This window comes from Mycetocola zhujimingii, from assembly GCF_003065425.1.
In the GTDB taxonomy this organism is placed as follows: Bacteria; Actinomycetota; Actinomycetes; order Actinomycetales; family Microbacteriaceae; genus Mycetocola_A; species Mycetocola_A zhujimingii.
In genome coordinates, this window is record NZ_CP026949.1 from 784,068 (window position 1) to 804,172 (window position 20,105).

Below are 20,105 nucleotides of genomic sequence, written 5' to 3' on the forward strand. Positions count from 1 at the left end.
TACCACAACCTAACTCGCTGACGACATAGAACTGCTTAAACATACCCGACTGGTTCGGCGCGAACCTTAGAGGCACTCAGTTGGCCTTCAACCAAGCCCCCGGTAGGGTTGTCAGGTCTGAGTCGGCGGACCGCCTGGCCTCTTGACGGCGCCGAGGATCGGACGTCACCGTATACGCAAGGAGCAGTATGAGCACAACCATGTCTTCGGAAGGTTTGTTGCAGCGAGTAATCGTTCCGACAACCCACGACCCGGACGTCTTGCCGCTCTATCTTGACGCAGATAACTGGACATCGTTCGCCCTGTACCAGGATGCCGATCAGCTGAACAGCCAGCGCGGGTTTCTGCGGGAAGACACCGGTCAGGCGACGATCAGACTGACCAGCGTCAACACGCTCCGTATGGTGGAGGGTGGCGCGGACACGACAGCGCTGCTCGACGTTCCGCGCGGTAAGGAGGTGTCGTTCGGGACATACTTCAATGCTTTCCCCGCGTCATACTGGGCGCGCTGGACCTCCATTGAGGGAGTTCAGCTTCGAGTGGAGACCGACGGTCCCGCTACCGTGATCGTGAATCGCTCCAACGCGCGAGGCATCACCCAGCGCGTGGAGTCGAAGCGCGTTGCCGGGCGGGCGACGACCACCTTCGACCTCGGCATGGCGATGTTCGGCGACGGCGGCTGGTACTGGTTCGACATCATGGCGGAGTCTGAGGACTGCCGGGTGCTTGAGGCGGGCTGGTATGCGTCGGCCGATTCGCCTGCTCCGCGCACGGGCACCGCGAGTGTTGGCATCACCACGTTCAACCGCGCTGATTACTGCACACAACTGCTGGCGGATATCGGCAACAGCCCGTCGGTCGATGGAGTTCTCGACGCGGTCTATGTCGTCGATCAGGGAACCCAGAAGATTGTGGAAGCCGCTGGATACGGCGAAGCCGTTGCGGCGCTCGGCGACAAGCTCCATGTCATCGAACAGGCAAACCTCGGTGGATCCGGCGGGTTCTCCCGAAGCATGATCGAGACGGTCCAGGCTGGTACGTCGGACTACGTCCTCCTCCTTGACGACGACATCGCCATTGAGCCGGAGGGAATCCGGCGCGCTGTCACATTCGCGAACTATGCGACCGATCAGATGATCGTCGGCGGTCACATGTTCGACATGTACGCGAAGAGCGTGCTCCACGCCTTTGCCGAGGGCATCGATGACCGCAACTTCATGTGGGGCCCGGTCACGCCTTCCCGCCACGATTTCACCAAATCGAATCTTCGTCAGACGAAGTGGCTGCACCGACGGGTTGACGCCGAATACAACGGCTGGTGGATGTCTCTCATCCCGGTCAGTGTGATCAAAGAGCTCGGCGTCTCACAGCCGTTTTTCATCAAATGGGACGACGCGGAGTACTCGTTGCGCGCGGCCGAGCACGGTATCCGGACGGTGTCTCTTCCCGGCGCAGCGGTCTGGCACGTTTCCTGGGTGGACAAGGACGACTCGCAGGACTGGCAGGCGTTCTACCACGCGCGGAACCGGCTTGTCGCCGCCCTGCTGCGCTCGCAGTACCCCAGAGGTGGGCGACTGCCCCTCGCGAACCTCGCGACCGACGTACGACAGCTCCTGTCGATGCAGTATTTTGCTGTGTCCGCTCGACACGAGGCCTACGCCAATGTGCTCAAGGGGCCGCGCGGAATCCACGCAGACATGCCGACGCGCCAGGCGAAGGTGCGGGCGCTGGCCGCGCAGTTCAGCGACGGCTCGGTCATCCGCTCGAAAGCGGATATGCCCGAGGTCGACGAGTGGGACAACGGTCTGCCCAACTATCGGCGGAACCCGCCGCCCAGGATGGTCATGCGTGCGACGGTAGCGAAGTACGTTCTTCGTGGGCTTTTCCGTCCGAACCGCCACGACCAGGAGACCGCGGAAATGCACATCGCGTTCGAGGACGCCAAATGGTGGGTGGTTCCGTCCTTCGACAGTGTGCTCATCTCCAATGCCGAGGGATCCGGTGCGATCTGGCACAAGCGCGACCCTCGCCTGTTCCGGAAGCTGCTGCTCAGGAGCATCGGGTACAGCGTCAAATTCGCCGTCCGCTGGCCCCGCCTCGCTCGGTCGTACCGCGCGCAGGAGAAGCAGATGGTCTCGATGACCGAATGGAAGAAGACGCTCGGCCTGTCGTAATCCGCGGGTAGCCTCCCACGAAAAATGCAGTGCGCCGGATTCGGCGCACTGCATTTTTGTTGATTGATGCTGTCCGGCGAGAGGAAGCCGGACTGGTGATCAGGTGCGGAGGGTGTCGGCGTGCTGGTGGTACCAGTCGACGGTGGATCGCATGCCGTCTTCGAGGCTGATCTGTGCGGTCCAGCCGGCGTTGGTGAGTTTGGTGACGTCGAGCAGTTTCTGCGGGGTGCCGTCAGGTTTGCTGGTGTCCCACTCGGTGGTGCCGGTGAAGCCGGTGACTTTCGCGATGGTGTCTGCGATCTCCTTGATGGTGACATCGGTCCCGGTGCCGACGTTGACCTGTTCGGGTCCGTCGTAGTGTTCCAGCAGGTGCAGGCACGCCGCTGCCATGTCATCGACGTGGAGGAACTCCCGCCGCGGGGTGCCCGTGCCCCAGTTCGTGACCGTCGCTGCCCCGGTCTTCGCTGCTTCGTCGTAGCGGCGGATCAGCGCGGGCAACACGTGCGAACCCTCGGGAGAGAAGTTATCGCCCGGACCGTACAGGTTGGTCGGCATCGCGGAGATCCACGGCAAACCGTATTGCCGACGCACAGCCTGGACCTGCAGGATTCCCGCGATCTTTGCGATCGCGTACGCGTCGTTCGTGGGCTCAAGGTGCCCGGTGAGCATGTACTCTTCCTTGATCGGCTGCGGCGCGAGTTTCGGGTAAATACAGCTTGAGCCGAGGAACAGCAGCCGGTCCACCCCGGCCTTCACTGCGGCATCGAGAACGTTGACCTGGATTTGCATGTTCTCGCTCAGGAAGTCCACCGGGTACGTGTCGTTCGCGAGGATACCGCCGACCTTCGCCGCGGCCAGCACCACGTACTTCGGTTTGGTTTCCTCGAAGAACGCGAACACCTGGTCCCGGTTCTTCAAATCCAGGTCCCGGGATGTCCGGCCGACCAGGTTGGTGAACCCTTCCTTCTCCAGCAAACGCCAGATCGCGGAACCGACCAGCCCCCGATGCCCGGCAACGTAGAACGTCGCGTCCCGGTCCAGGGGAGCCGGCGTGTAATCGACCTGCTCTGCAGGCATTACTTCGTTCCCCAGCTGCTCAGCTTCGGGCTGTCGATCCAGTGCGACCCGTCGTGCTTAAGCGCTTCAATGTCTGCGTCGACCATGATCCGGGCCAGCTCAGCTGTGTCGACTTCCGGCGTCCACCCGAGTTTGTCTTTCGCCTTGGACGCATCTCCGACGAGCGCGTCGACCTCGGTCGGGCGCAGGTACCGCTCGTCGAACCGGACGTGCTTCTCCCAGTCCAACCCGGCCCGGCTGAACGACGCCTCAACGAAGTCACGGACGGTGAAACTCCCACCGGTCGCCAGCACGAAATCGTCGGGCTCATCAGCCTGCAGCATCCGCCACATGCCCTCAACGTATTCCGCGGCGTAACCCCAGTCACGAATCGAGTCCAGGTTGCCGAGATAGACGTGGTCCTGTTTCCCGGCGGCGATCGCCGCGACAGCGCGCGTGATCTTGCGCGTGACGAATGTCTCGCCACGACGCGGTGACTCGTGGTTGAAGAGGATCCCGTTCACCGCGAACAAGTCATACGCTTCCCGGTAGTTCTTCGTGATCCAGTAGCTGTATACCTTCGCCGCGCCATACGGCGATCGCGGGTAGAACGGGGTCTCCTCGTTCTGCGGCGGAGGAGTCGCGCCGAACATCTCGGAACTCGACGCCTGATAGAACCGGCAATGCACGCCAGACAACCGCACGGCCTCCAGCAAACGAACCGTGCCCGTCCCTGTCGTATCCGCCGTGTGCTCCGGCTCATCGAACGACACACGTACATGCGACTGCGCCGCGAGGTTGTACACCTCATCCGGCTGGATCTCCGACAGCAATGTCACCATCCTGGCGCCATCAGACAGGTCGCCGTAGTGCAGGAACAGCTTTGCCTCAGGATCGTGCGGATCCACATACAGGTGATCAATCCGAGCCGTGTTAAACGTCGATGCCCGACGAATCAGGCCGTGCACCTCATACCCCTTCGACAGGAGCAACTCAGCCAAATAAGACCCATCCTGGCCAGTGATACCAGTGATAAGAGCACGTTTCGTCAAAAAATCCCCCACGGGGTTCAGGCAGGGCTGAACAATTCGCCCTGCATCTTCCGGTTCTCAACTGCCTAGCCTATCCGTAATGCCGGTCTGCGGGCTTGGACAAATGGCGTTGCCCCGCCGCCGGGCTCTTCGGGCGCAGAGACCCGGCTCGTTGGGGTGGCCGCTCAGCGGGGCGTCCGCCATGTTGGATACTGGTAGTGCAGCGGTGTGACGCCGTCTGATGGCGCGCCGACTGCGCAAGTTCCGTTCTCACGGGAGCGCGCGGCCCGGAGCCGGCAGCAGTTTGACTGGTCCGGCTCACTATTTGGCTTGAAAGGAAACAATGGCATCCCCCAAGGTACTCGTCGTTCTCCCCACTCTCGGGGACCGGCTTGACACACTGCGTGAGACCCTGGAGTCGACACGCGTCCAAGGGCAGGATGTGGGACTCACCGTCGCCATGGTGCTTCCTCCGGACGCAACAGCCGCCAGGGCGCTAGGCGAGGAATTCGGCGCGTTGATCGTGGATGACCCGCGCGAGGGCATTTCCGCAGCGATCAACCGGGGGCTTGCGGCCCGTACCGATGAAAAGTACTACGCCTGGATCGGTGACGACGACGTGTTCAGGCCGGGTGGCCTCCGGCGGCTGATGGACCTGCTCGAACAGAACCCTGACGCGGTTCTCGCGTACGGCGGATGTGACTACATCGATGCCAGTGGGAAGACGATCGCAGTGAGCAACGCAGGCAAACTGGCTCCGCTCCTGCTCGCCTGGGGGCCTGACCTCATTCCGCATCCAGGAACGATGATCCGTCTGGACGAGCTTCAGGCCATCGGCGGCTTTGATGTGGAACTTCGTTACGCGATGGATCTCGACGCTTTCCTGAAGCTTCGGCGCTACGGCAAATTCGTGAGCACGAGACAGAGCGTGTCCGGATTCCGGTGGCACCCCGACTCCCTGACCGTAGCGAATCGGCTCAACTCAAGCCTGGAGTCGGAAGCGGTCAAGCGGCGGCACCTTCCGCGCGTGCTGCAGCCCATCAGCGGACTCTGGCAGCGCCCGGTGCGCTGGGCGTCGGCTGTTGCCGCCGGGAAGCTGAACTCCCGGGCACGGGCTATCGCTGCGAAGGACTGATACTCACGGGTAGAGGCGTCGCGCCAGCGCCAGCTTAGTCAGGGCGCTTCGCCTGGCGACGTCCGAGAACGCCTCGGATACCGATGGTGCAGGCGCTTCGTCGCCCGGAGCGAACGATCCCTGGGACCAGCCCGTTCCGAGCGTCGCGAGTGAACCGTGCTTCACGTCGTAGTACCCGGGCGCGAGTGACAGCCATGTTCCCTTCGCTCCTGCCGCTGCGGCGAGAAGGTGGAAGTGGAAGCGCGACGTCAGCCAGGTCTGGTTGTCGTTGGCCGGCAGCCCCCGCTCCCAGATGTCCTGGAATGAGAAGTAACGGGCGTCAGGGAACTCATCGCGCAAAATGTCGTAGAAATGCCTGTCGTGTGGAGGCATTGCCTCGACGAACCCGATTCCCTGGAGCCCCTCGTCCTGCCTCGAGCGAATGAAGTCGCGGATCACGTCTGTGACGTGCGCTTCATCGGATCCCTCGAGGAAGTCTGACTGGATGAGGATCATGATTTCAGGCAGATTCGCCTCGTCCATGACCTGGCGGGGGTTCACGGCGAGCCCGAGGAAGGCGTCGTCGAGACCGTGGGTGATCCCGAGAACCGAGGCGCCGGCGTCATCGCGCGACTCGACGAAGTCGAAATCGCTGATCAGCCGCTTGAGATATGCCGCTGAGTCGTCACTCTGCGGCAGGAAACCCTGGCCTGTTGCATACACGCGCAGGCCCGTCAGCTTCTTCGCTTCGTGGGCGCTCGCGACGATTCCGATGTTCTGCTTCCAGACATCGTTCAAGTAGCCGCCGCCGAGAAAGTGGATGGTCGACATCGACCTCAGCTGGCTGAGGCCAATATCGACTTTGGGTGAGCCAAGTTCCCGGGTCAGACGCCGGGCATCTTCGCCGATCCCCTCGGCGCTATCCGACGTTGACTGGTATGCCATCTGCCACAGGGTGTTCGTGGTGCGAAGACGCGGGTGGGTATCACGCAGCATTGATGCGGCTCGCCCCGGTTCGGGGCAGTCGAGCCACACATCGGCGTGTGGCCGTTGACTGGCCAGGAAGTTGAGCCAGCCTCGAGCGATGAATTCATCGCCGAAGTTGGGGATTCCGGCGGGCGCAACGAGGTAGATCTGCTCTCGCTGCCGCTTGTTTTCTTTCCAGCCGCGAATTCGCTTTCCGAGTGAAGCCCAGCGTGTGGCGGCAGGCGAACGCCAACCGGGTATAAGTGTGTCTGACATTCGTGCTCTCTGTTGCGGGCGAACCCTTCAATTTACCGCACACGGACGGGCCGCCGCGCAGAGGTGGTCCAGGCTTGAGCGTGGAAGAAGCGGCCGGGCGGACTACTCCACCGATTCGGGGTGCCGCTCGGATGGACCGCTCTTCGACGTTGAGCCGAGCCGGGTACGCCAGCTCATATTCTGTGACGCTTTCACGGCGCATACGACGAGCAGCAGCCACCCGGCGTCGACCAGGACGAAGCTCTCGGCGGCACTCGTGGCGATGAGGGCGACGAGGACGAGAGCCGGCCAGGTGTATGTGACCGTCCGGCGATTGGATGCCAGGAGCCAGGAACGCACGAACGCGAGAACGATCAGGGCAAGGAAAGCGCAGAGTCCGACGATTCCGACCTGAAGGTAGACATCGAGAAAAGCGTTGAGGGCTGTGTCATGGTTTCGGACCAGGGCGTTGTTGATGTAGGTGAACGGGGTGACATCCTGCCACAGCCCTGACCAGCCCCATCCTTCGATCTCATGCACAGGCACGAGTTTCCACGTCTGGAACCAGAGCAGGTACCGGTACTCGAATTCACTGCCTGCGTTGAGAAGTGCAAGCACCCTCAGGCGCGAGAGGTACGTGACGTACAGGACGATCACGGCGAGCCCGGCAAGAGCCCACTGGAGAGTGCGGCGCGTGTCAGCGGGTGCCTGGCGCAGCCCGTAGAGCGCGAGCGCTGCGAGTCCGAGGACGATGGAAACGAGCGCCGTAACCGGGGACTGGCTGAGACCAAGGCACGCGATCGCAATGGTGAGCGAGTAAACGAGGACACCTCTCGTCACTGACCGCGTTCGCCACTCGACGATGAAGGTGATGAGCGCTATCAGGGCCATGAAACCGAGCATGTTCCTGGTCCCGAATACCCCCTGGATCGGGCCGCCCATCGCGAGGGTTCCCTGCACGCCCATGAAGTTGAAAGGGGTGTCGAGAATCAGTCCGGAGAGGACCTCAATGGCGATGGAGGCCGTCAGCAGGGCACGGAGCACGGGTCCGACCGAGCGGACAATCTGGATCATGTCGCGCGTGAGCGCGACGGTCAGGCCGAGGAATGCGAAAGCTATTTGATAGAGAGAGCCGGCGAGCGTAGCCAGCTCGTGATCGGTCCACAACGTCGAGAGGAGGCACCAGCCGATGAACGCCAGAATCGAGACCGGAAGAAGCCCCTGCCACTCGATTGTGTCCCAGCGTGCGATTACCACGAGCACCGCGATCGGGACGAGGGCCAGCAGGACGCCGATCAGGCCGTTCCACCCCAGAATCGACCTGATCAGCGGGGTTGCGAAGGCGACGCCGAAGACGGTGAGGCTGAGCGCGGCTGTGGCCTGCGGACTCGCGAGCCCTCGGATGAGAGCGGCGAGTACCGGATGCTGGGGCAGCGGGCGTGGTGACGTCATCAACGCGTTTCAGCAGCGATGACGGGAGTGAGATGGGGCCGCGCGACGGCATCCATCACCGGGTGCTGCTTGGTTTTGAGTGCGAGGGCCACAATGAGCACCCAGCCGGACTCGATGAGGATCCGGCTTTCGGCGACGGATTGCACGACGAGCACCACCGTGATGAGGATGGGCAACAACGACAACACGGTGTATGGGCGGTCGTCCCTGAGATCGAACCGAGGACGGTCCACTGCCGCAAACCAGCTGCGCCAGAGCACAGAAACGATCACCGCGGTGAACAATGCGACGCCGACGACGCCGAGCTGAAGCCAGACATCGAGCCACGCGTTGTGGGCGTGCAATTGCTCGACGCCGCGTCGGATGATGAGACCGTCAAAGGGCTCGGCCCAGGGGATCCATGGGCTCGAATAGCCCCAGCCGATCCACGGGCGCTCCTCGGCGAGACCGATGACCGTCTTCCAGATCGTGAGCCTGCCGGTGAGGTCTTCGCTCTTGCCGAGAAGCGCGAGTGCGAGATTGCTGAAAAGGGCCACGAACGCGATGGCCGCTGCTCCCAAAGCCGCAAGGCCGACGTAGACGCCGGCGCGGGCGCGCGGCGACGGGCTTCTGCGTATGAGAAGAACCGCTCCGAGGACGATTGCCGCGGCGAGTGCGGCCACGATCATGGTGCTCGACCTGGTCAGGCTGAAGATCACGAGTGCCAGCGCCAGCCAGGCGATGCCCCAGCCGCGGCGCACGCTTCCGGCCGCGAGCTGCAGGCCGAAGGTGATGATGCCAAGCAGAGCGATAACCGCGAGCAGGTTGGAGTTGCCGAGGATCCCCTGAATGCGACCGCCCTCGAACAGGAGGTTACGCGACCACATCGCCAGGAGCGGCGGCTTCTCGTCACCGAAATCGACGAACAGCGGCAGCACCGGTGCGCGCACGATCAGTGCAACCCAGAGCTCGAACAGGAGGGACAGGCCGAGCACCCATTTGAGGGCGTTGGCGAGTGCCCGGACGAGTTCGGTCCAGTCGAGGACGAGAGCGAGGTAGGCGCCGACGATGGTCGTCAACAGGGTTCCGGCGAGCGTGAGCAGGGTCGCCTGCGGGTACGCGGACCATGCGGCGGACAACAGCGCGAAACTGAGAAAGGCGATGAGGGCCTTGGGAAGTCGTGACCGGTCAAGCCGCGGCCTGACCCGGATGATCATGAGCACACACGCCAGCGCAACGACGATCGAAAGCGCGCCGAACCCCCAAATCGTCACAAGATTGCGGATGCCGTCACCAGCGAACGCGATAACCAGCGCCAGCGAACCGATTCCTGTCGCCCAGAGGCGCTCGGTGGAGAGCGCGACGGGCGGCAGTACGGGGGACGTCGTCATGGGTTACAGGTTATCGCGCATCGTCCGCGGTCCGCCGTCGGGCGCGGTTGATCGCCCGGCGCAATGGCGCATGGGTCAACCGGACGCGCGGAGGGGTGTGTTTCTACAGTCCGCCGCGGGCACGTCGGGTTTCACGCCGTTTGTGCCACAGCCTGGCCAGCTTGCGCCGCGCCCGGAGAGCCAGCGGGTCGGGAGGCTCGGGTTGACGGGTCCTGACGTTGGGTGCCGCCGCCCGGTCAAGCTCGACCGCCCAGCGTCTGGTGACCGCCTGGTCCGAGTACGCGGCTGACGTGCGCACAGCGTTTCTCCGCAGCGCGTCGAGCTTTCGCGCCGGAAGGCTCGTCACGCGTTCGATCGCCGCGGTGAGCGCGGCGAGGTCCCCGGGCGGAACCAGGAAGCCGTTGAAACCGTCCCGGATGATGTCGGCAGGCCCATACGGGATGTCGTATGCGATGGGAAGGCAGCCGGCTGCCATCGCTTCGACCAGCACGAGCGGGAACCCCTCGCTCTTCGAGGTCAACAACAGGAAAGAGCTCTCGCGAAGGTGATTCCTCGCGTTCGGGTCGTAGCCGTGTAAGCGCACGCCGCCGTCGGTTCTCTCAATGGCCGCTTCGATCCGGCCGCGTTTGGGCCCGTCGCCATAGATGTCCAGTGTCACGGGAGTGGACTCGGCGCGAGCGGCAGCGATGGCGCGTACCGCGTGGTCAACCCGTTTGCGGTCGTCAAGCGCCGAGAGCATGATGCCAGAGTGAACGTTCCTGGGCGGGGGTGCTGCCGACGCGCGCGGAACCTCCCTTCCGTTCGGGATTACTGCCGTGCGCGCCCGTGGCCCGAGCAACGGCAGCGCGTCGGCCCGCTGCCGTTCGGTCAGGAATACCAGCAGGTTGAAAGCCCCTGGGTTCTCGAAGACCGCGGCCCGCGAGGCACGAATGCTTCGGCCGTCGGCGCCGAGGTGCGAACCGTGAAGCACGTGCGCCGACACCACGTTGGATCGCTTGTACCCGACCATGAAGCGTGCGCTCGTCTTGCTGTCAACGATCATCGTCGCCCGCTCGCGGTCCCGGACCTCGTCGAGCCACCAGCGGTACAGGGACCATGCGCCATTCCACGCCTTCACCGGATTGCCCGCCGGGTCGCACAACACGATGCTGCGTCCCCCAGGAGTACCCCGTTCCGTGACGTCCCGGCGATCGCTCACCGCCAGTGATCCATCGGCGCGGTAATGGTCGACCTGGAGCGGTTCCGAACCGCTCGCGTCGTACCTGGTGCGGTTCATGACACGGCCGTCTCGTTCGCCGGGGACGTATGCTCCAGTGTTCTCGAGAGGGGTGAAACCCTCGACGCTCTTCCTCCCGGGAATGCTCACTCCCACACCGGCGTAGTCGCCGGGCGAAGGGTGCTCACGCAACCAGTCCCACACATTGAGGAGTCGCATCCCCGGCACGATTTTTCCCGAGGAGCGCAGGCCCTGTTCGACCCGTGGGTAGTCGGGGCGAGTGTCAAAGGTGAGGACATCCACGCGGACGCCGCCCAGCCGGACGAATGCTCGTGAGCGGTGGAGCAGTGCTCCGGTCATTCCGCCGTATGTATCCGAAATCCCCCAGGTGATGGCGTAATGGCGACCTGCTGGCAGAGCGATCCGAGCTGGCACTTGGCTCCTTCCCTCGCGTCTCTCCGGCCGCTGGCGCACCGGATTCGGAATAGTAACCGCTGCAGAGTCGGCTCGACAGGGCCGCACAGACAGGGCTGACACGACAGCGCCCGGCGTGGCGGTTGGGCCGTGTCCGGCGTCATCGGGGCGAGAAGCGCTTCACGGCGCGATTCCGGGAACTCCCAGCCGCGTCCGGTTAGCGTGGAACGAATGGGAACTGGGCAAACCGAACGCATGCACGCGCTCGACGGTGTGCGCGGCGTTGCAGCCGTCGTTGTCGTGCTTTACCACCTGACCCTCATGGCGCGTCCGCGACTGGAGGAGACCGCCGGCCTCTGGGAGTGGATCACCCAGTCTCCGCTCAGGCCCCTGACCGCCGGCAGCGAAGCGGTGCTCGTCTTCTTCGTGTTGAGCGGACTGGTCGTCTCGATCCCCGCGCTTTCGGCAACCTTCGACTGGCTCCGGTACTACCCGAGCCGTCTCATCCGCCTCTATCTTCCCGTCATCGGCGCTGTGCTGTTCGCTGTCGCACTGATCCTCGTCGTCCCTCGGTTCCCCGGCGCGATCACCCCGGACAGCTGGCTCGACAACCGGGTGGCGTCGAGTATCTCCCTCGGCCGGATCATCGAAGAGTCGTCGCTCCTCCCGGAGACCTACACGGTCGTGAACGTGCTCTGGTCACTCCGCTGGGAGGTGATCTTCTCGGTACTGCTGCCGGTGTTCATCGTCGTCGGGCTCGCGGTGCGCCGCCGACCCTGGCTCGCCGCTGTGGTGTCGGTTGCGCTCATGGTGGCTGGCCGGGTCCTCGAGGTCGACGCGCTCGTCTACCTGCCCACGTTTTTCCTCGGCACTCTGATGGCCGTTCACCTGCCGGGGATCAGGGCATGGGCTGACCGGGTGAACCGCCGCGGCGGCTGGTTCATCTGGGGAGCGCTCGCCGTGGCATCCGTCGTTCTCCTCGTCCTGAGCTGGCTCACCCGCGACATCGCCCCGGCGGGCTCCAGCGCGAGCGCAGCCCTGTGGGGCCTCGCCGGTGCCGGTGCTGCCGGGCTCATCGTCGTCGCGATCGGGTCGCCCCTTGCCGAACGGATGCTGTCAGCCCGCCTGCCGCTCTGGCTCGGCCGTGTCTCGTTCAGCCTCTATCTCGTACACGTGCCTGTGCTGGCGAGCGTTGCCTTTCTCATCGGCGACGCTGCGTGGTGGCTGGTTGCGCTGATCGCGTTCCCCGCCAGTTTCGCCATCGCCTGGCTATTCCACGTCGCAGTCGAAACACCAGCGCATCGACTGGCGCGGCGGGCCGGAAACCGCGTCGCTTCGCGGCACGATCGAGTTCCGACGCCCATCGCTTCGTAACGGCCTCGTCTGAGTAATGGGACGCCGTCTGCACGGCGTGGCGTCTCATCGCGTGTACCCGTGCGGCCGGGAGGGCGACCAGCCGCTCGATCGCAGCACTCAGCGCGGGAATATCGCCCGGCGGAACGAGGAATCCGTTGACGCCGTCCCTGATGATGTCCGCGGGGCCATAGGCGATGTCGTAGGCGATCGGCAGGCAACCGGCCGCCATCGCCTCGACGAGAACCAGGGGGAAGCCCTCGCTTCGTGAGCTCAGGAGAAGGAAGGAACTCTCCGAAAGGTGGGTGCTGGCATCCGGGTCGTATCCGCGCAGCGTGATCCCGCCACCGGCCTTCGCGATGGCCGCCTCAACGCGTTGTCGTTCGGGGCCTTCGCCGTAGATGTCCAGGGTGGCGGGCGCACCGGCGGCCCGTGCCCCGGCAATCGCGCGCACGGAGTGCTCGACCCGCTTGCGTTTCTCAAGGGCCGACAGCATGATGCCCGACGTGACGGGGCGGTCTTTCGGTGCCGCGGACGCTCGCGGCACGGCGCGGCCGTTGGGAATCACGGCGGTGTGCACCTGATCGCCGAGAAGCGGCTCCGCCTCGGTGCGCTGACGTTCCGTGAGGAAGACCAGTGCGTCGAACGAGCGTGGATCATCGAACACCGCCGCCCTCGATGCGCGCACCGTCGTCTCGTCCGACCCCGCGAGGTGCGAGGCATGGACGACGTGCATGACGAGCAGCTGCGGCCGCACGTAACCGACCATGAATCGTGCGCTCGTCTTGCTGTCGACGATCATCGTCGCCGGGCCGCTGCCGCGCATTTGGTCCAGCCACCAGCGGTAGAGGGCCCAGGCCCGGTCCCACGCCCGCACCGGTGTGCCCGAGGTGTCGCAGAGTACGATGCTGCGGCCGCCGACGGTCCCGCGCTGCCTGACGTCGCGGCGGTCACTCACCGCGAGCGTGCCGTCTGGCCGGTAGTGATCGACCTGCAACTCGGTCACGCCGTCGTCGGCGTACCGAGTGAGACTCATGATCATGCCGTTACGGGTTCCGGCGAAGTACTGCCCGCCCCGGTCGAGGGGACCGAACGCCGCGGTCAGATTTTCCGAAGCGGATGCCTTGGTGCGGGCAAATTGCCCGGGCGACGGGTGGTCACGCATCCAGTCCCACAGGTTGACCAGGCTCATACCGTCGATCAGCCTGCCGCCCTGTCGCAGGCGGCGTTCCACCTCCGGATAGTCCGGGCGCGCATCGAAGGTCAGGACGTCGACATCGATCCCGCCGAGGCGGACGAAAGCCCGTGAGCGGTGGAGGAACGCCCCGGTCATGCCGCCGAAGGTGTCGGAGATTCCCCAGGTGATGACGAAGTGTCGGCCCTGGCGCAGTCGAACGCGTGAGATTTCGCGCTCCTTCCCGTCGAAACAGTTGGGCGGGAGCGTCCCCGCACGTGCAAGCGTACCCGCCGGGGAGCGGCACCCCGGAAATCCGGTCGCATCCCCGCATCCGTACGTCCGTCGCATCCGTTCGTCTGTCACAAATGCACGCCATAACCCGCGGATGCCTGCATTTGCGACGACCGAACCGCCGTCCGCATACCCGGCATCCGTTCGTCTGTCACAAATGCACGCCTCAACCCGCGGATGCGTGCATTTGCGACGACCGAACTGCCGCCCGCATACCGGGCATCCGTTCGTCTGTCACAAACGCACGCCCCAGCCCGCGGAGACGTGCATTCGCGACGACCGAACGGCCGCCCGCATACCCGGCATCCGTTCGTCTGTCACAAATGCACACCCCGGCCCGCGGATTCGTGCATTTGCGACGACCGAACCGCCCGTCCGCACGCCTCGCACGGTTCGTCTGTCGCAAATGCACGCCCCAGCCCGCGGAGACGTGCATTTGCGACGACCGAACCGCCGTCCGCATACCGGGCATCCGTTCGTCTGTCACAAACGCACGCCCCAGCCCGCGGAGACGTGCATTCGCGACGACCGAACCGCCATCCGCCACCGCACCACCACCGCACCGACACCGCCGGGCGCCGCCAGCGCGATGGCAGGAAACAGCACGCTGATCAGCATCGGAGCACGGAAAGCGACGTGAGGATCGCCGGCCGGGTACGAATGCTAGACGAACGCCGCCTTGCCCGTGATGGCCCGGCCAACGATGAGCGAGTTCATCTCGCGCGTGCCCTCGTACGAGTACAGCGCCTCGGCATCCGCGAAGAATCGGGCAGCCTCGTAGTCGAGAACTATGCCGTTTCCGCCCATTGCTTCGCGCGCCCAGCCGACGGTCTCGCGCATCTTCGAGGTGCAGAAGCCCTTCGCGAGAGCCGAGTGCTCGTCACGCTGGGTTCCCTCATCGAGCATTTGTGAGACCCGCACGCACATGGCCATCGACGCCGTGATGTTGCCGAGGCACTTGGCGAGGAGGTCCTGGATGAGCTGGTGCTCGGCGATCGGTTTGCCGAACTGCTCACGTTCCTTTGCGTACGCGACGGCAGCCTCGTACGCGCCGACAGAGACGCCGACGCTCGACCAGGCGACAGCGGCACGGGTGAGGCGGAGCACCTTCGCTGTGTCGCGGAACGAGTTGGCGTTCGCCAGGCGCATGCTCTCGGGAACAACGACGTTCTCGAGGGTGATGTCGGCGTTCTGCACGGGGCGAAGAGCGATCTTGCGCTCGATTTTGGTTGCGGTGTAGCCGGGGGAGTCGGTCCTGACGATGAAGCCCTTGACCTGACCGTCCTCGGTGTCCTTGGCCCAGATGACGGTGATGTCGCTGAACGTGGCGTTTCCGATCCAGCGCTTCGAACCGTTGAGCGTCCAGGACTCACCGTCGCGAGTCGCCGTCGTGCGCAGCCCGCGGGCGCTGTCGCTCCCCGACAGTGGCTCGGTGAGGCCGAACGCACCAATGACCTCGCCGCTCGCCATCTTCGGCAGCCATTCGCTGCGCTGTTCGGCAGAACCGCACACGCTGATCGATCCCATGGCGAGGCCTTCCTGCACGCCGATGAACGTCGCCATCGACGCGTCGACCCGAGCCATCTCCATGGCCACGAGACCGCGGAACACCGCCGAGTTCTCGAACGGCCGCACCTCCTCGAACCCGTAGCGCGCGACATCGGTCTCGAGGAACGAGGTGATGAGTTCGTGGGGGAACTCGGCGCGCTCCCAGTAGTCGTTGATCACCGGACGCACCGTGGTTTCCATGTAGCTGCGAACCCGCATGAGTGCGTCTTTCTCCCGATCGGAGACGAGGCTTTCGAATCCGTAGAAATCGCTGGCGAGTGGTTCAAACGACATTCGTGCTCCGTTGCGTTGTGGTCGGTCGTCCGGGTGAAGCGGACTCGAGTGAAGCCTACGGATGCGCGGCTTTGCGGCACAATCGATTGCCGTTTTGAGGCAACACAGACGGGATGCCGTCGGGCGGCTCTTGTAGGGTGTCGATGAACGCTCGCCGCTTATGGGGCGTGAAAATCCGGCGCCGTACCATGACACTCGGCCATGACGCTCGACCACTTGAATAAGGACCTGTCCGTGTTGATTCCCCTGAGCAATGTTCCCCGCGATTATGCCTGGGGATCGACAACGGCCATCTCCGGCTTGCTCGGAACGACGCCATCCGGCGGACCGGAGGCTGAACTCTGGCTCGGCGCCCACGCCGGATCGCCCGCGCGCGTGCTCGATCCGTCGATGACCGGTGGGGCAGCGACGCTCGCTGACTGGATCGAGAGGGATCCCGCGGCCGCCGGACTCTCGGAACCGCGGCTGCCTTTCCTCCTCAAGGTGCTCGCCGCCGACGCCCCGCTTTCGCTTCAGGCGCACCCGTCGCCCGAAGAAGCGCGCTCCGGGTTCGAGCGGGAGAACGCTGCGGGGATCGCTCCCGACGCGGAGAACCGGAATTATCGCGACGCCTTCCACAAGCCCGAACTGATCTACGCGCTCAGCGAGACGTTCGACGCTCTCTGCGGATTCCGGCCGGTCGCTGAGGCGATCGTCGACGTCGACGCACTGCTCGCGGTGCCTGGACTCAGCGCTGATGCCCTGGTCCGGCTGCGGGGGTTCCGTGACGGGCTCGCTGGGGGTGCTGGCACTGAGGGTGCTGATACTGATGCGGATGTCCTGCGTTCTGTCGTCGAGGATCTCCTGACCAATGACGTGTCTGCGCTGGTTCAGGCGGTGACGGATGCCGCGGCATCCGCACCCGAGACGCCCGCGGTGAAGACCGTTCGGCGGCTCGCGGGCTTCTACCCCGGTGACGCTGGAATCGCAGTGTCCCTGCTCGTCCGCAGCGTGACCCTCAAGCGTGGAGAGGTGCTGTACCTGCCTGCGGGAAACATCCACGCCTATCTTGGCGGGCTGGGGGTTGAGCTCATGGCGGCGAGCGACAACGTGCTGCGCGGCGGTCTCACCCCGAAACACATCGACGTCCCCGAACTGCTGAGCGTTCTCGACTTCACGCCGCTGCCCGTCCCGTACCTCGATCCGCGTCCGGCCGGTGCTGGTGCCGAGGTCTTTGTTCCCGACGTTCCCGATTTCGAACTCATTCATGTCTCCGGCCTGGGGGAGGAGGCGACCCGCCTCGAGCTGCCGGGCCCGGCCATCGCGCTCGTCACCGACGGAAGCGTGACCGTCGCTGGGGCATCCGCTCACCGAACCGTTGAGCGTGGCGGGGCGCTCTACATCACGCCTGACGAGGGGCCGCTCACCATTGCGGGTTCCGGCGAGTTATTCCTCGCAACGACGCGGCTGTAACCGACCGGCCGGCTGGAGTGTTCAGCCGGCCATCTCCTCTGCGGTGGTCGTGCAACTGAAGGCACGGCGGTACGCGTTCGGTGTCGTGTGCAGAACCTTGAGGAAGTGGTGACGCATCACCGCCGATGAGCCGAAACCGCTCTCGGCGGCAATCTGCTCCAGTCCGTAATCGGTGCGCTCGAGCAGCTGCTGCGCCCGGATCAGCCGTTGCCTGTTGAGCCACGCCGCCGGGGTCGCGCCCAACTCGGCGCGGAACCGGCGGGCGAACGTGCGCTCGGACATGAGCGCCCGTGCCGCGAGCACATCAACGGTGAGATTCTCGGCGAGGTTCTCGAGCATCCAGTCGGTGACGGCCGCAAACGAGTCGCTCTGCCGTTCGGGCACCGGCGCCTGGATGAATTGTGCCTGGCCGCCGTCCCGCTGGGGTGGGACAACCATGCGGCGAGCGATGACATTCGCCGCCGCTGCCCCGAGCTCCGTGCGGACGAGGTGAAGGCAGGCGTCGATTCCCGCAGCGGTGCCCGCGCCAGTTATCACGCCGCGGTCCTCGACGAACAGCACGTCGGGGTCGACGTCGGTCAGGGGGTACTCACGGGCGAGCTGGTCCGTGTACATCCAATGGGTCGTGCTCCGGCGTCCGTCGAGGATTCCCGCTTCGGCGAGAGCGAAAGCGCCGCTGCACACCGAGAGGATCCATGCGCCCCGTTTCTCGGCATCCCTCAGGAGGTCGAGGACTCGCTCGTCAGGGTCGCCGCCCGTGACCGAATACGCGGGGATGGCGATGAGGTCGGCGTCAGCTGCCGCGCTGAGGTCGTCGGCGACCACGATGTCGAAGCCCAGTTTGGTCCTCACGGGGCCGGGGTCGGCTGTCACGATGCGGAAATCGAAGCCGGGTCCGCCCGAGTCGGTCCTGTCGATGCCGAAGACTTCGCAGATGACGCCGAACTCGAACGGCGCCATGTCGGGAAGGGCGACCACAGCGATTTTCTTCAACATACGAGCCTCCGGTATGGCGGAAAACAATCGAACAATGGCGATACTGCCACTGTTGGCAGAAAACAGCAATGCATACATTTGCAGCCATGATGATTCTTCTCCTCTTCGTCCTGGCCGCGGTTGTTGTTGCAACCGTCGCCAGCGCGATCGCCCTCAGACGCGACGGCTACCGTCGCGTCCCCACGCGTGGTCCAGGTTCCGCTGAAACGCGCAGGTTCATCGTCTGATCCGCCCGGCCCGGTTTCCCCGGGCTTTTACTCGTGCCATAGGCTCTGTGTGGGCGCGAAAGCGCCCGGACAGAGGAGGCAACATGACCTGGCTGGTCACCGGCGGTGCCGGATATATCGGAGCGCACGTCGTTCGGGCGTTCACGGAACAGGGCATCAACGCCGTCATTCTCGATGACCTGTCCAGCGGTCACGAATCGTTCATTCCCCGTGACGTTCCGTTCGTTCGGGGCAGCATCCTCGACAGGGATCTCGTCCTCGACACGCTGCGCCGTTTCGACATCACCGGCGTCGTGCACGTCGCGGGCTTCAAGTACGCCGGGGTTTCGGTACAGCGCCCGCTGCACACCTACGCACAGAACGTGACGGGAACCCTTGCGCTCCTCGGCGCCATGGAAGACGCCGGCGTGACCCGCATAGTGTTCTCGTCGAGCGCCGCCGTCTACGGGACGCCGGACACCGACATCGTGACCGAGGAGACGCCGAAGAGCCCGCAGTCTCCGTACGGTGAGTCCAAGCTCATCGGGGAGTGGCTCCTGCACGACCAGGGCGTCGCCCAGGGCCTCACGCACACCTCGCTGCGGTACTTCAATGTGGTGGGCTCCGGTTACCCCGACGTTTACGACACCAGCCCGCACAACCTGTTTCCCCTCGTCTTCGACGCTCTCATCGATGGGCGGTCCCCGCGGATCAACGGCACCGACTACCCGACCCCTGACGGTACGTGCGTGCGGGACTACGTTCACGTCGCGGACCTCGCGCTCTCCCACGTCGCGGCCGCGAGGCGGCTCGACGCCGGCGAGTCGATCGAACCGGTCTACAACCTGGGCTCGGGAGACGGTGTTTCCGTCGGTGAGATCATGACCGCCATGCGGGAGGTCACCGGAATCGAGTTCGAGCCGGAGGTTGCGCCCCGCCGGCCGGGCGATCCCGCTCGCATCGTGGCATCCGGGGAGCTTGCGGCACGCGACCTGAACTGGGTGATGCGCCACACGCTCAGTGACATGGTGTCGAGCGCGTGGAGCGCTCGCTCCACGGTCTGAGGGCCGAGAGCGCTCGCCGCGCCCTGATGACGAGGCCATTTCTGCCTCGCAGTGTCCCGGCCAGGGCGCTCGTTTCGCGTGAGGGCGACGGCAGAGCGACACGCCGGTGAACACGGGATGAACCCTCCATTGGGGGGTGAGGGTTTACTATCTGCGACTTGACGTGGCCGAATTACACGAGTGTAATTAGCTATAGCGCCGCGTGGCGCACGGGTAACAAGTGGGGAGAGGGATATGGCGCCTGAATATCGCTCTGGTGTTCCCGAGGACTGGTTCGTCGATCCGGTACAGCTCGGAGTTCCTGGTGTCCGCAAGCCTGTCGACGACGACAACCCGCTTGCGTGGCAATCTGATTCGCTCTGTGCACAGACGGATCCCGAAGCGTTCTTCCCTGAAAAGGGTGGCTCAACTCGCGACGCGAAGCGCATCTGCACGAGCTGCGAAGTGCGCACGCAGTGCCTCGAATACGCGCTCGAGAACGATGAGCGTTTCGGTATCTGGGGCGGCCTCTCCGAGCGTGAGCGCCGGAAGCTCAAAAAGCGCGCCGTTTAGTTCCACGGGCGCGGGGTTTGGCTTCAGGTCACCGCGAGCTGCCGCCTCTGGCGACCTCAGCTCCGGCCAGCCATTCCGTGCCACGCCGACAGGGTCAGCCCTGTGCTGACAAGCTCGACATAGT

At 64.6% G+C, this 20,105-nt stretch carries 16 protein-coding genes and 1 pseudogene; 7 read left to right on the plus strand and 10 right to left on the minus strand.

Annotated features, from left to right (window positions below; all coding sequences use genetic code 11):
- Nucleotides 1-188: 188 nt before the first annotated feature.
- Nucleotides 189-2,174: a glycosyltransferase gene (locus C3E77_RS03645; protein ID WP_108390386.1), complete on the plus strand. Its 1,986-nt coding sequence runs from the start codon at nt 189-191 to the stop codon at nt 2,172-2,174.
- A gap of 99 nt (nt 2,175-2,273) precedes the next feature.
- On the opposite strand, the gene C3E77_RS03650 is transcribed toward C3E77_RS03645, so the two are convergent.
- The gene (locus C3E77_RS03650; RefSeq protein ID WP_108390387.1) at nt 2,274-3,251 is read right to left on the minus strand and encodes a GDP-L-fucose synthase family protein; all 978 of its coding nucleotides are present in this window, start codon (nt 3,249-3,251) and stop codon (nt 2,274-2,276) included.
- A complete protein-coding gene (gene gmd, locus C3E77_RS03655; protein ID WP_108390388.1) occupies nt 3,251-4,282 on the minus strand; it encodes a GDP-mannose 4,6-dehydratase in 1,032 nt (343 codons plus the stop codon). Before gmd ends, C3E77_RS03650 begins: the two co-directional genes overlap by 1 nt.
- Nucleotides 4,283-4,604: 322 nt before the next feature.
- Between gmd and C3E77_RS03660 the strand changes: the two genes are divergently transcribed.
- Nucleotides 4,605-5,396 (plus strand): glycosyltransferase family 2 protein, encoded by a 792-nt coding sequence (locus tag C3E77_RS03660; RefSeq protein ID WP_108390389.1) that lies wholly within the window; start codon nt 4,605-4,607, stop codon nt 5,394-5,396.
- A 3-nt stretch (nt 5,397-5,399) separates the two neighbouring features.
- Here the strand turns inward: C3E77_RS03660 and C3E77_RS03665 are convergent, their stop codons facing one another.
- The 4 genes from C3E77_RS03665 to C3E77_RS03680 form a co-directional block, all read right to left on the minus strand.
- Nucleotides 5,400-6,617, minus strand: a complete 1,218-nt coding sequence (locus tag C3E77_RS03665) for a polysaccharide pyruvyl transferase family protein (RefSeq protein WP_108390390.1) — start codon at nt 6,615-6,617, stop codon at nt 5,400-5,402.
- 102 nt (nt 6,618-6,719) lie between these two features.
- Nucleotides 6,720-8,048, minus strand: coding sequence for an O-antigen ligase family protein (locus C3E77_RS03670; RefSeq protein WP_108390391.1), 1,329 nt, complete (start codon nt 8,046-8,048; stop codon nt 6,720-6,722).
- A complete protein-coding gene (locus C3E77_RS03675) occupies nt 8,048-9,418 on the minus strand; it encodes an O-antigen ligase family protein (protein ID WP_108390392.1) in 1,371 nt (456 codons plus the stop codon). The genes C3E77_RS03670 and C3E77_RS03675 overlap by 1 nt, the downstream gene beginning before the upstream one ends.
- Before the next feature lie 103 nt (nt 9,419-9,521).
- Nucleotides 9,522-11,069: a glycosyltransferase gene (locus C3E77_RS03680; RefSeq protein ID WP_158270278.1), complete on the minus strand. Its 1,548-nt coding sequence runs from the start codon at nt 11,067-11,069 to the stop codon at nt 9,522-9,524.
- A 210-nt stretch (nt 11,070-11,279) separates the two neighbouring features.
- Here C3E77_RS03680 and C3E77_RS15580 point away from each other — a divergent pair, with 210 nt between their 5' ends.
- The gene (locus C3E77_RS15580; RefSeq protein ID WP_108390394.1) at nt 11,280-12,422 is read left to right on the plus strand and encodes an acyltransferase family protein; all 1,143 of its coding nucleotides are present in this window, start codon (nt 11,280-11,282) and stop codon (nt 12,420-12,422) included.
- 70 nt (nt 12,423-12,492) lie between these two features.
- Here the strand turns inward: C3E77_RS15580 and C3E77_RS15775 are convergent.
- The 3 genes and pseudogenes from C3E77_RS15775 to C3E77_RS03695 all read right to left on the minus strand — a co-directional run.
- A pseudogene (locus C3E77_RS15775) lies at nt 12,493-13,926 on the minus strand (glycosyltransferase); the annotation flags it as partial.
- Nucleotides 13,927-14,352: 426 nt separating this feature from the next.
- Nucleotides 14,353-14,487, minus strand: coding sequence for a hypothetical protein (locus C3E77_RS15720; RefSeq protein ID WP_257791021.1), 135 nt, complete (start codon nt 14,485-14,487; stop codon nt 14,353-14,355).
- Between the two features lie 45 nt (nt 14,488-14,532).
- Nucleotides 14,533-15,711: an acyl-CoA dehydrogenase family protein gene (locus C3E77_RS03695; protein WP_108390396.1), complete on the minus strand. Its 1,179-nt coding sequence runs from the start codon at nt 15,709-15,711 to the stop codon at nt 14,533-14,535.
- Nucleotides 15,712-15,945: 234 nt separating this feature from the next.
- Between C3E77_RS03695 and manA the strand changes: the two genes are divergently transcribed.
- Entirely contained in the window at nt 15,946-17,163 is a 1,218-nt protein-coding gene (gene manA, locus C3E77_RS03700) for a mannose-6-phosphate isomerase, class I (RefSeq protein WP_108393016.1), read from the plus strand.
- Between the two features lie 21 nt (nt 17,164-17,184).
- Here the strand turns inward: manA and C3E77_RS03705 are convergent, their stop codons facing one another.
- Nucleotides 17,185-18,159, minus strand: coding sequence for a GlxA family transcriptional regulator (locus tag C3E77_RS03705; RefSeq protein ID WP_108390397.1), 975 nt, complete (start codon nt 18,157-18,159; stop codon nt 17,185-17,187).
- A 68-nt stretch (nt 18,160-18,227) separates the two neighbouring features.
- On the opposite strand from C3E77_RS03705, the gene C3E77_RS15370 reads away from it, so the two are divergent.
- The 3 genes from C3E77_RS15370 to C3E77_RS03715 all read left to right on the plus strand — a co-directional run bounded on the left by C3E77_RS15370 (nt 18,228) and on the right by C3E77_RS03715 (nt 19,981).
- Nucleotides 18,228-18,386: a hypothetical protein gene (locus C3E77_RS15370; protein WP_158270277.1), complete on the plus strand. Its 159-nt coding sequence runs from the start codon at nt 18,228-18,230 to the stop codon at nt 18,384-18,386.
- A gap of 83 nt (nt 18,387-18,469) precedes the next feature.
- Entirely contained in the window at nt 18,470-19,429 is a 960-nt protein-coding gene (gene galE / locus C3E77_RS03710) for a UDP-glucose 4-epimerase GalE (RefSeq protein WP_108390398.1), read from the plus strand.
- A gap of 234 nt (nt 19,430-19,663) precedes the next feature.
- Nucleotides 19,664-19,981, plus strand: a complete 318-nt coding sequence (locus C3E77_RS03715; protein ID WP_108390399.1) for a WhiB family transcriptional regulator — start codon at nt 19,664-19,666, stop codon at nt 19,979-19,981.
- Nucleotides 19,982-20,105 lie beyond the last annotated feature (124 nt).

Excerpts from the sequence above, each read along its gene's own strand:
- C3E77_RS03695 (WP_108390396.1), bottom strand. The coding sequence starts at position 15,711 with ATGTCGTTTGAACCACTCGCCAGCGATTTCTACGGATTCGAAAGCCTC.
- C3E77_RS03675 (WP_108390392.1), bottom strand. The coding sequence starts at position 9,418 with ATGACGACGTCCCCCGTACTGCCGCCCGTCGCGCTCTCCACCGAGCGC.
- C3E77_RS15580 (WP_108390394.1), top strand. The coding sequence starts at position 11,280 with ATGGGAACTGGGCAAACCGAACGCATGCACGCGCTCGACGGTGTGCGC.
- C3E77_RS03705 (WP_108390397.1), bottom strand. The coding sequence starts at position 18,159 with ATGTTGAAGAAAATCGCTGTGGTCGCCCTTCCCGACATGGCGCCGTTC.
- galE (WP_108390398.1), top strand. The coding sequence starts at position 18,470 with ATGACCTGGCTGGTCACCGGCGGTGCCGGATATATCGGAGCGCACGTC.
- C3E77_RS15720 (WP_257791021.1), bottom strand. The coding sequence starts at position 14,487 with ATGCTGATCAGCGTGCTGTTTCCTGCCATCGCGCTGGCGGCGCCCGGC.
- C3E77_RS03650 (WP_108390387.1), bottom strand. The coding sequence starts at position 3,251 with ATGCCTGCAGAGCAGGTCGATTACACGCCGGCTCCCCTGGACCGGGAC.
- C3E77_RS03715 (WP_108390399.1), top strand. The coding sequence starts at position 19,664 with ATGGCGCCTGAATATCGCTCTGGTGTTCCCGAGGACTGGTTCGTCGAT.
- C3E77_RS03645 (WP_108390386.1), top strand. The coding sequence starts at position 189 with ATGAGCACAACCATGTCTTCGGAAGGTTTGTTGCAGCGAGTAATCGTT.
- C3E77_RS03670 (WP_108390391.1), bottom strand. The coding sequence starts at position 8,048 with ATGACGTCACCACGCCCGCTGCCCCAGCATCCGGTACTCGCCGCTCTC.
- C3E77_RS03665 (WP_108390390.1), bottom strand. The coding sequence starts at position 6,617 with ATGTCAGACACACTTATACCCGGTTGGCGTTCGCCTGCCGCCACACGC.
- C3E77_RS03660 (WP_108390389.1), top strand. The coding sequence starts at position 4,605 with ATGGCATCCCCCAAGGTACTCGTCGTTCTCCCCACTCTCGGGGACCGG.
- C3E77_RS15370 (WP_158270277.1), top strand. The coding sequence starts at position 18,228 with ATGCATACATTTGCAGCCATGATGATTCTTCTCCTCTTCGTCCTGGCC.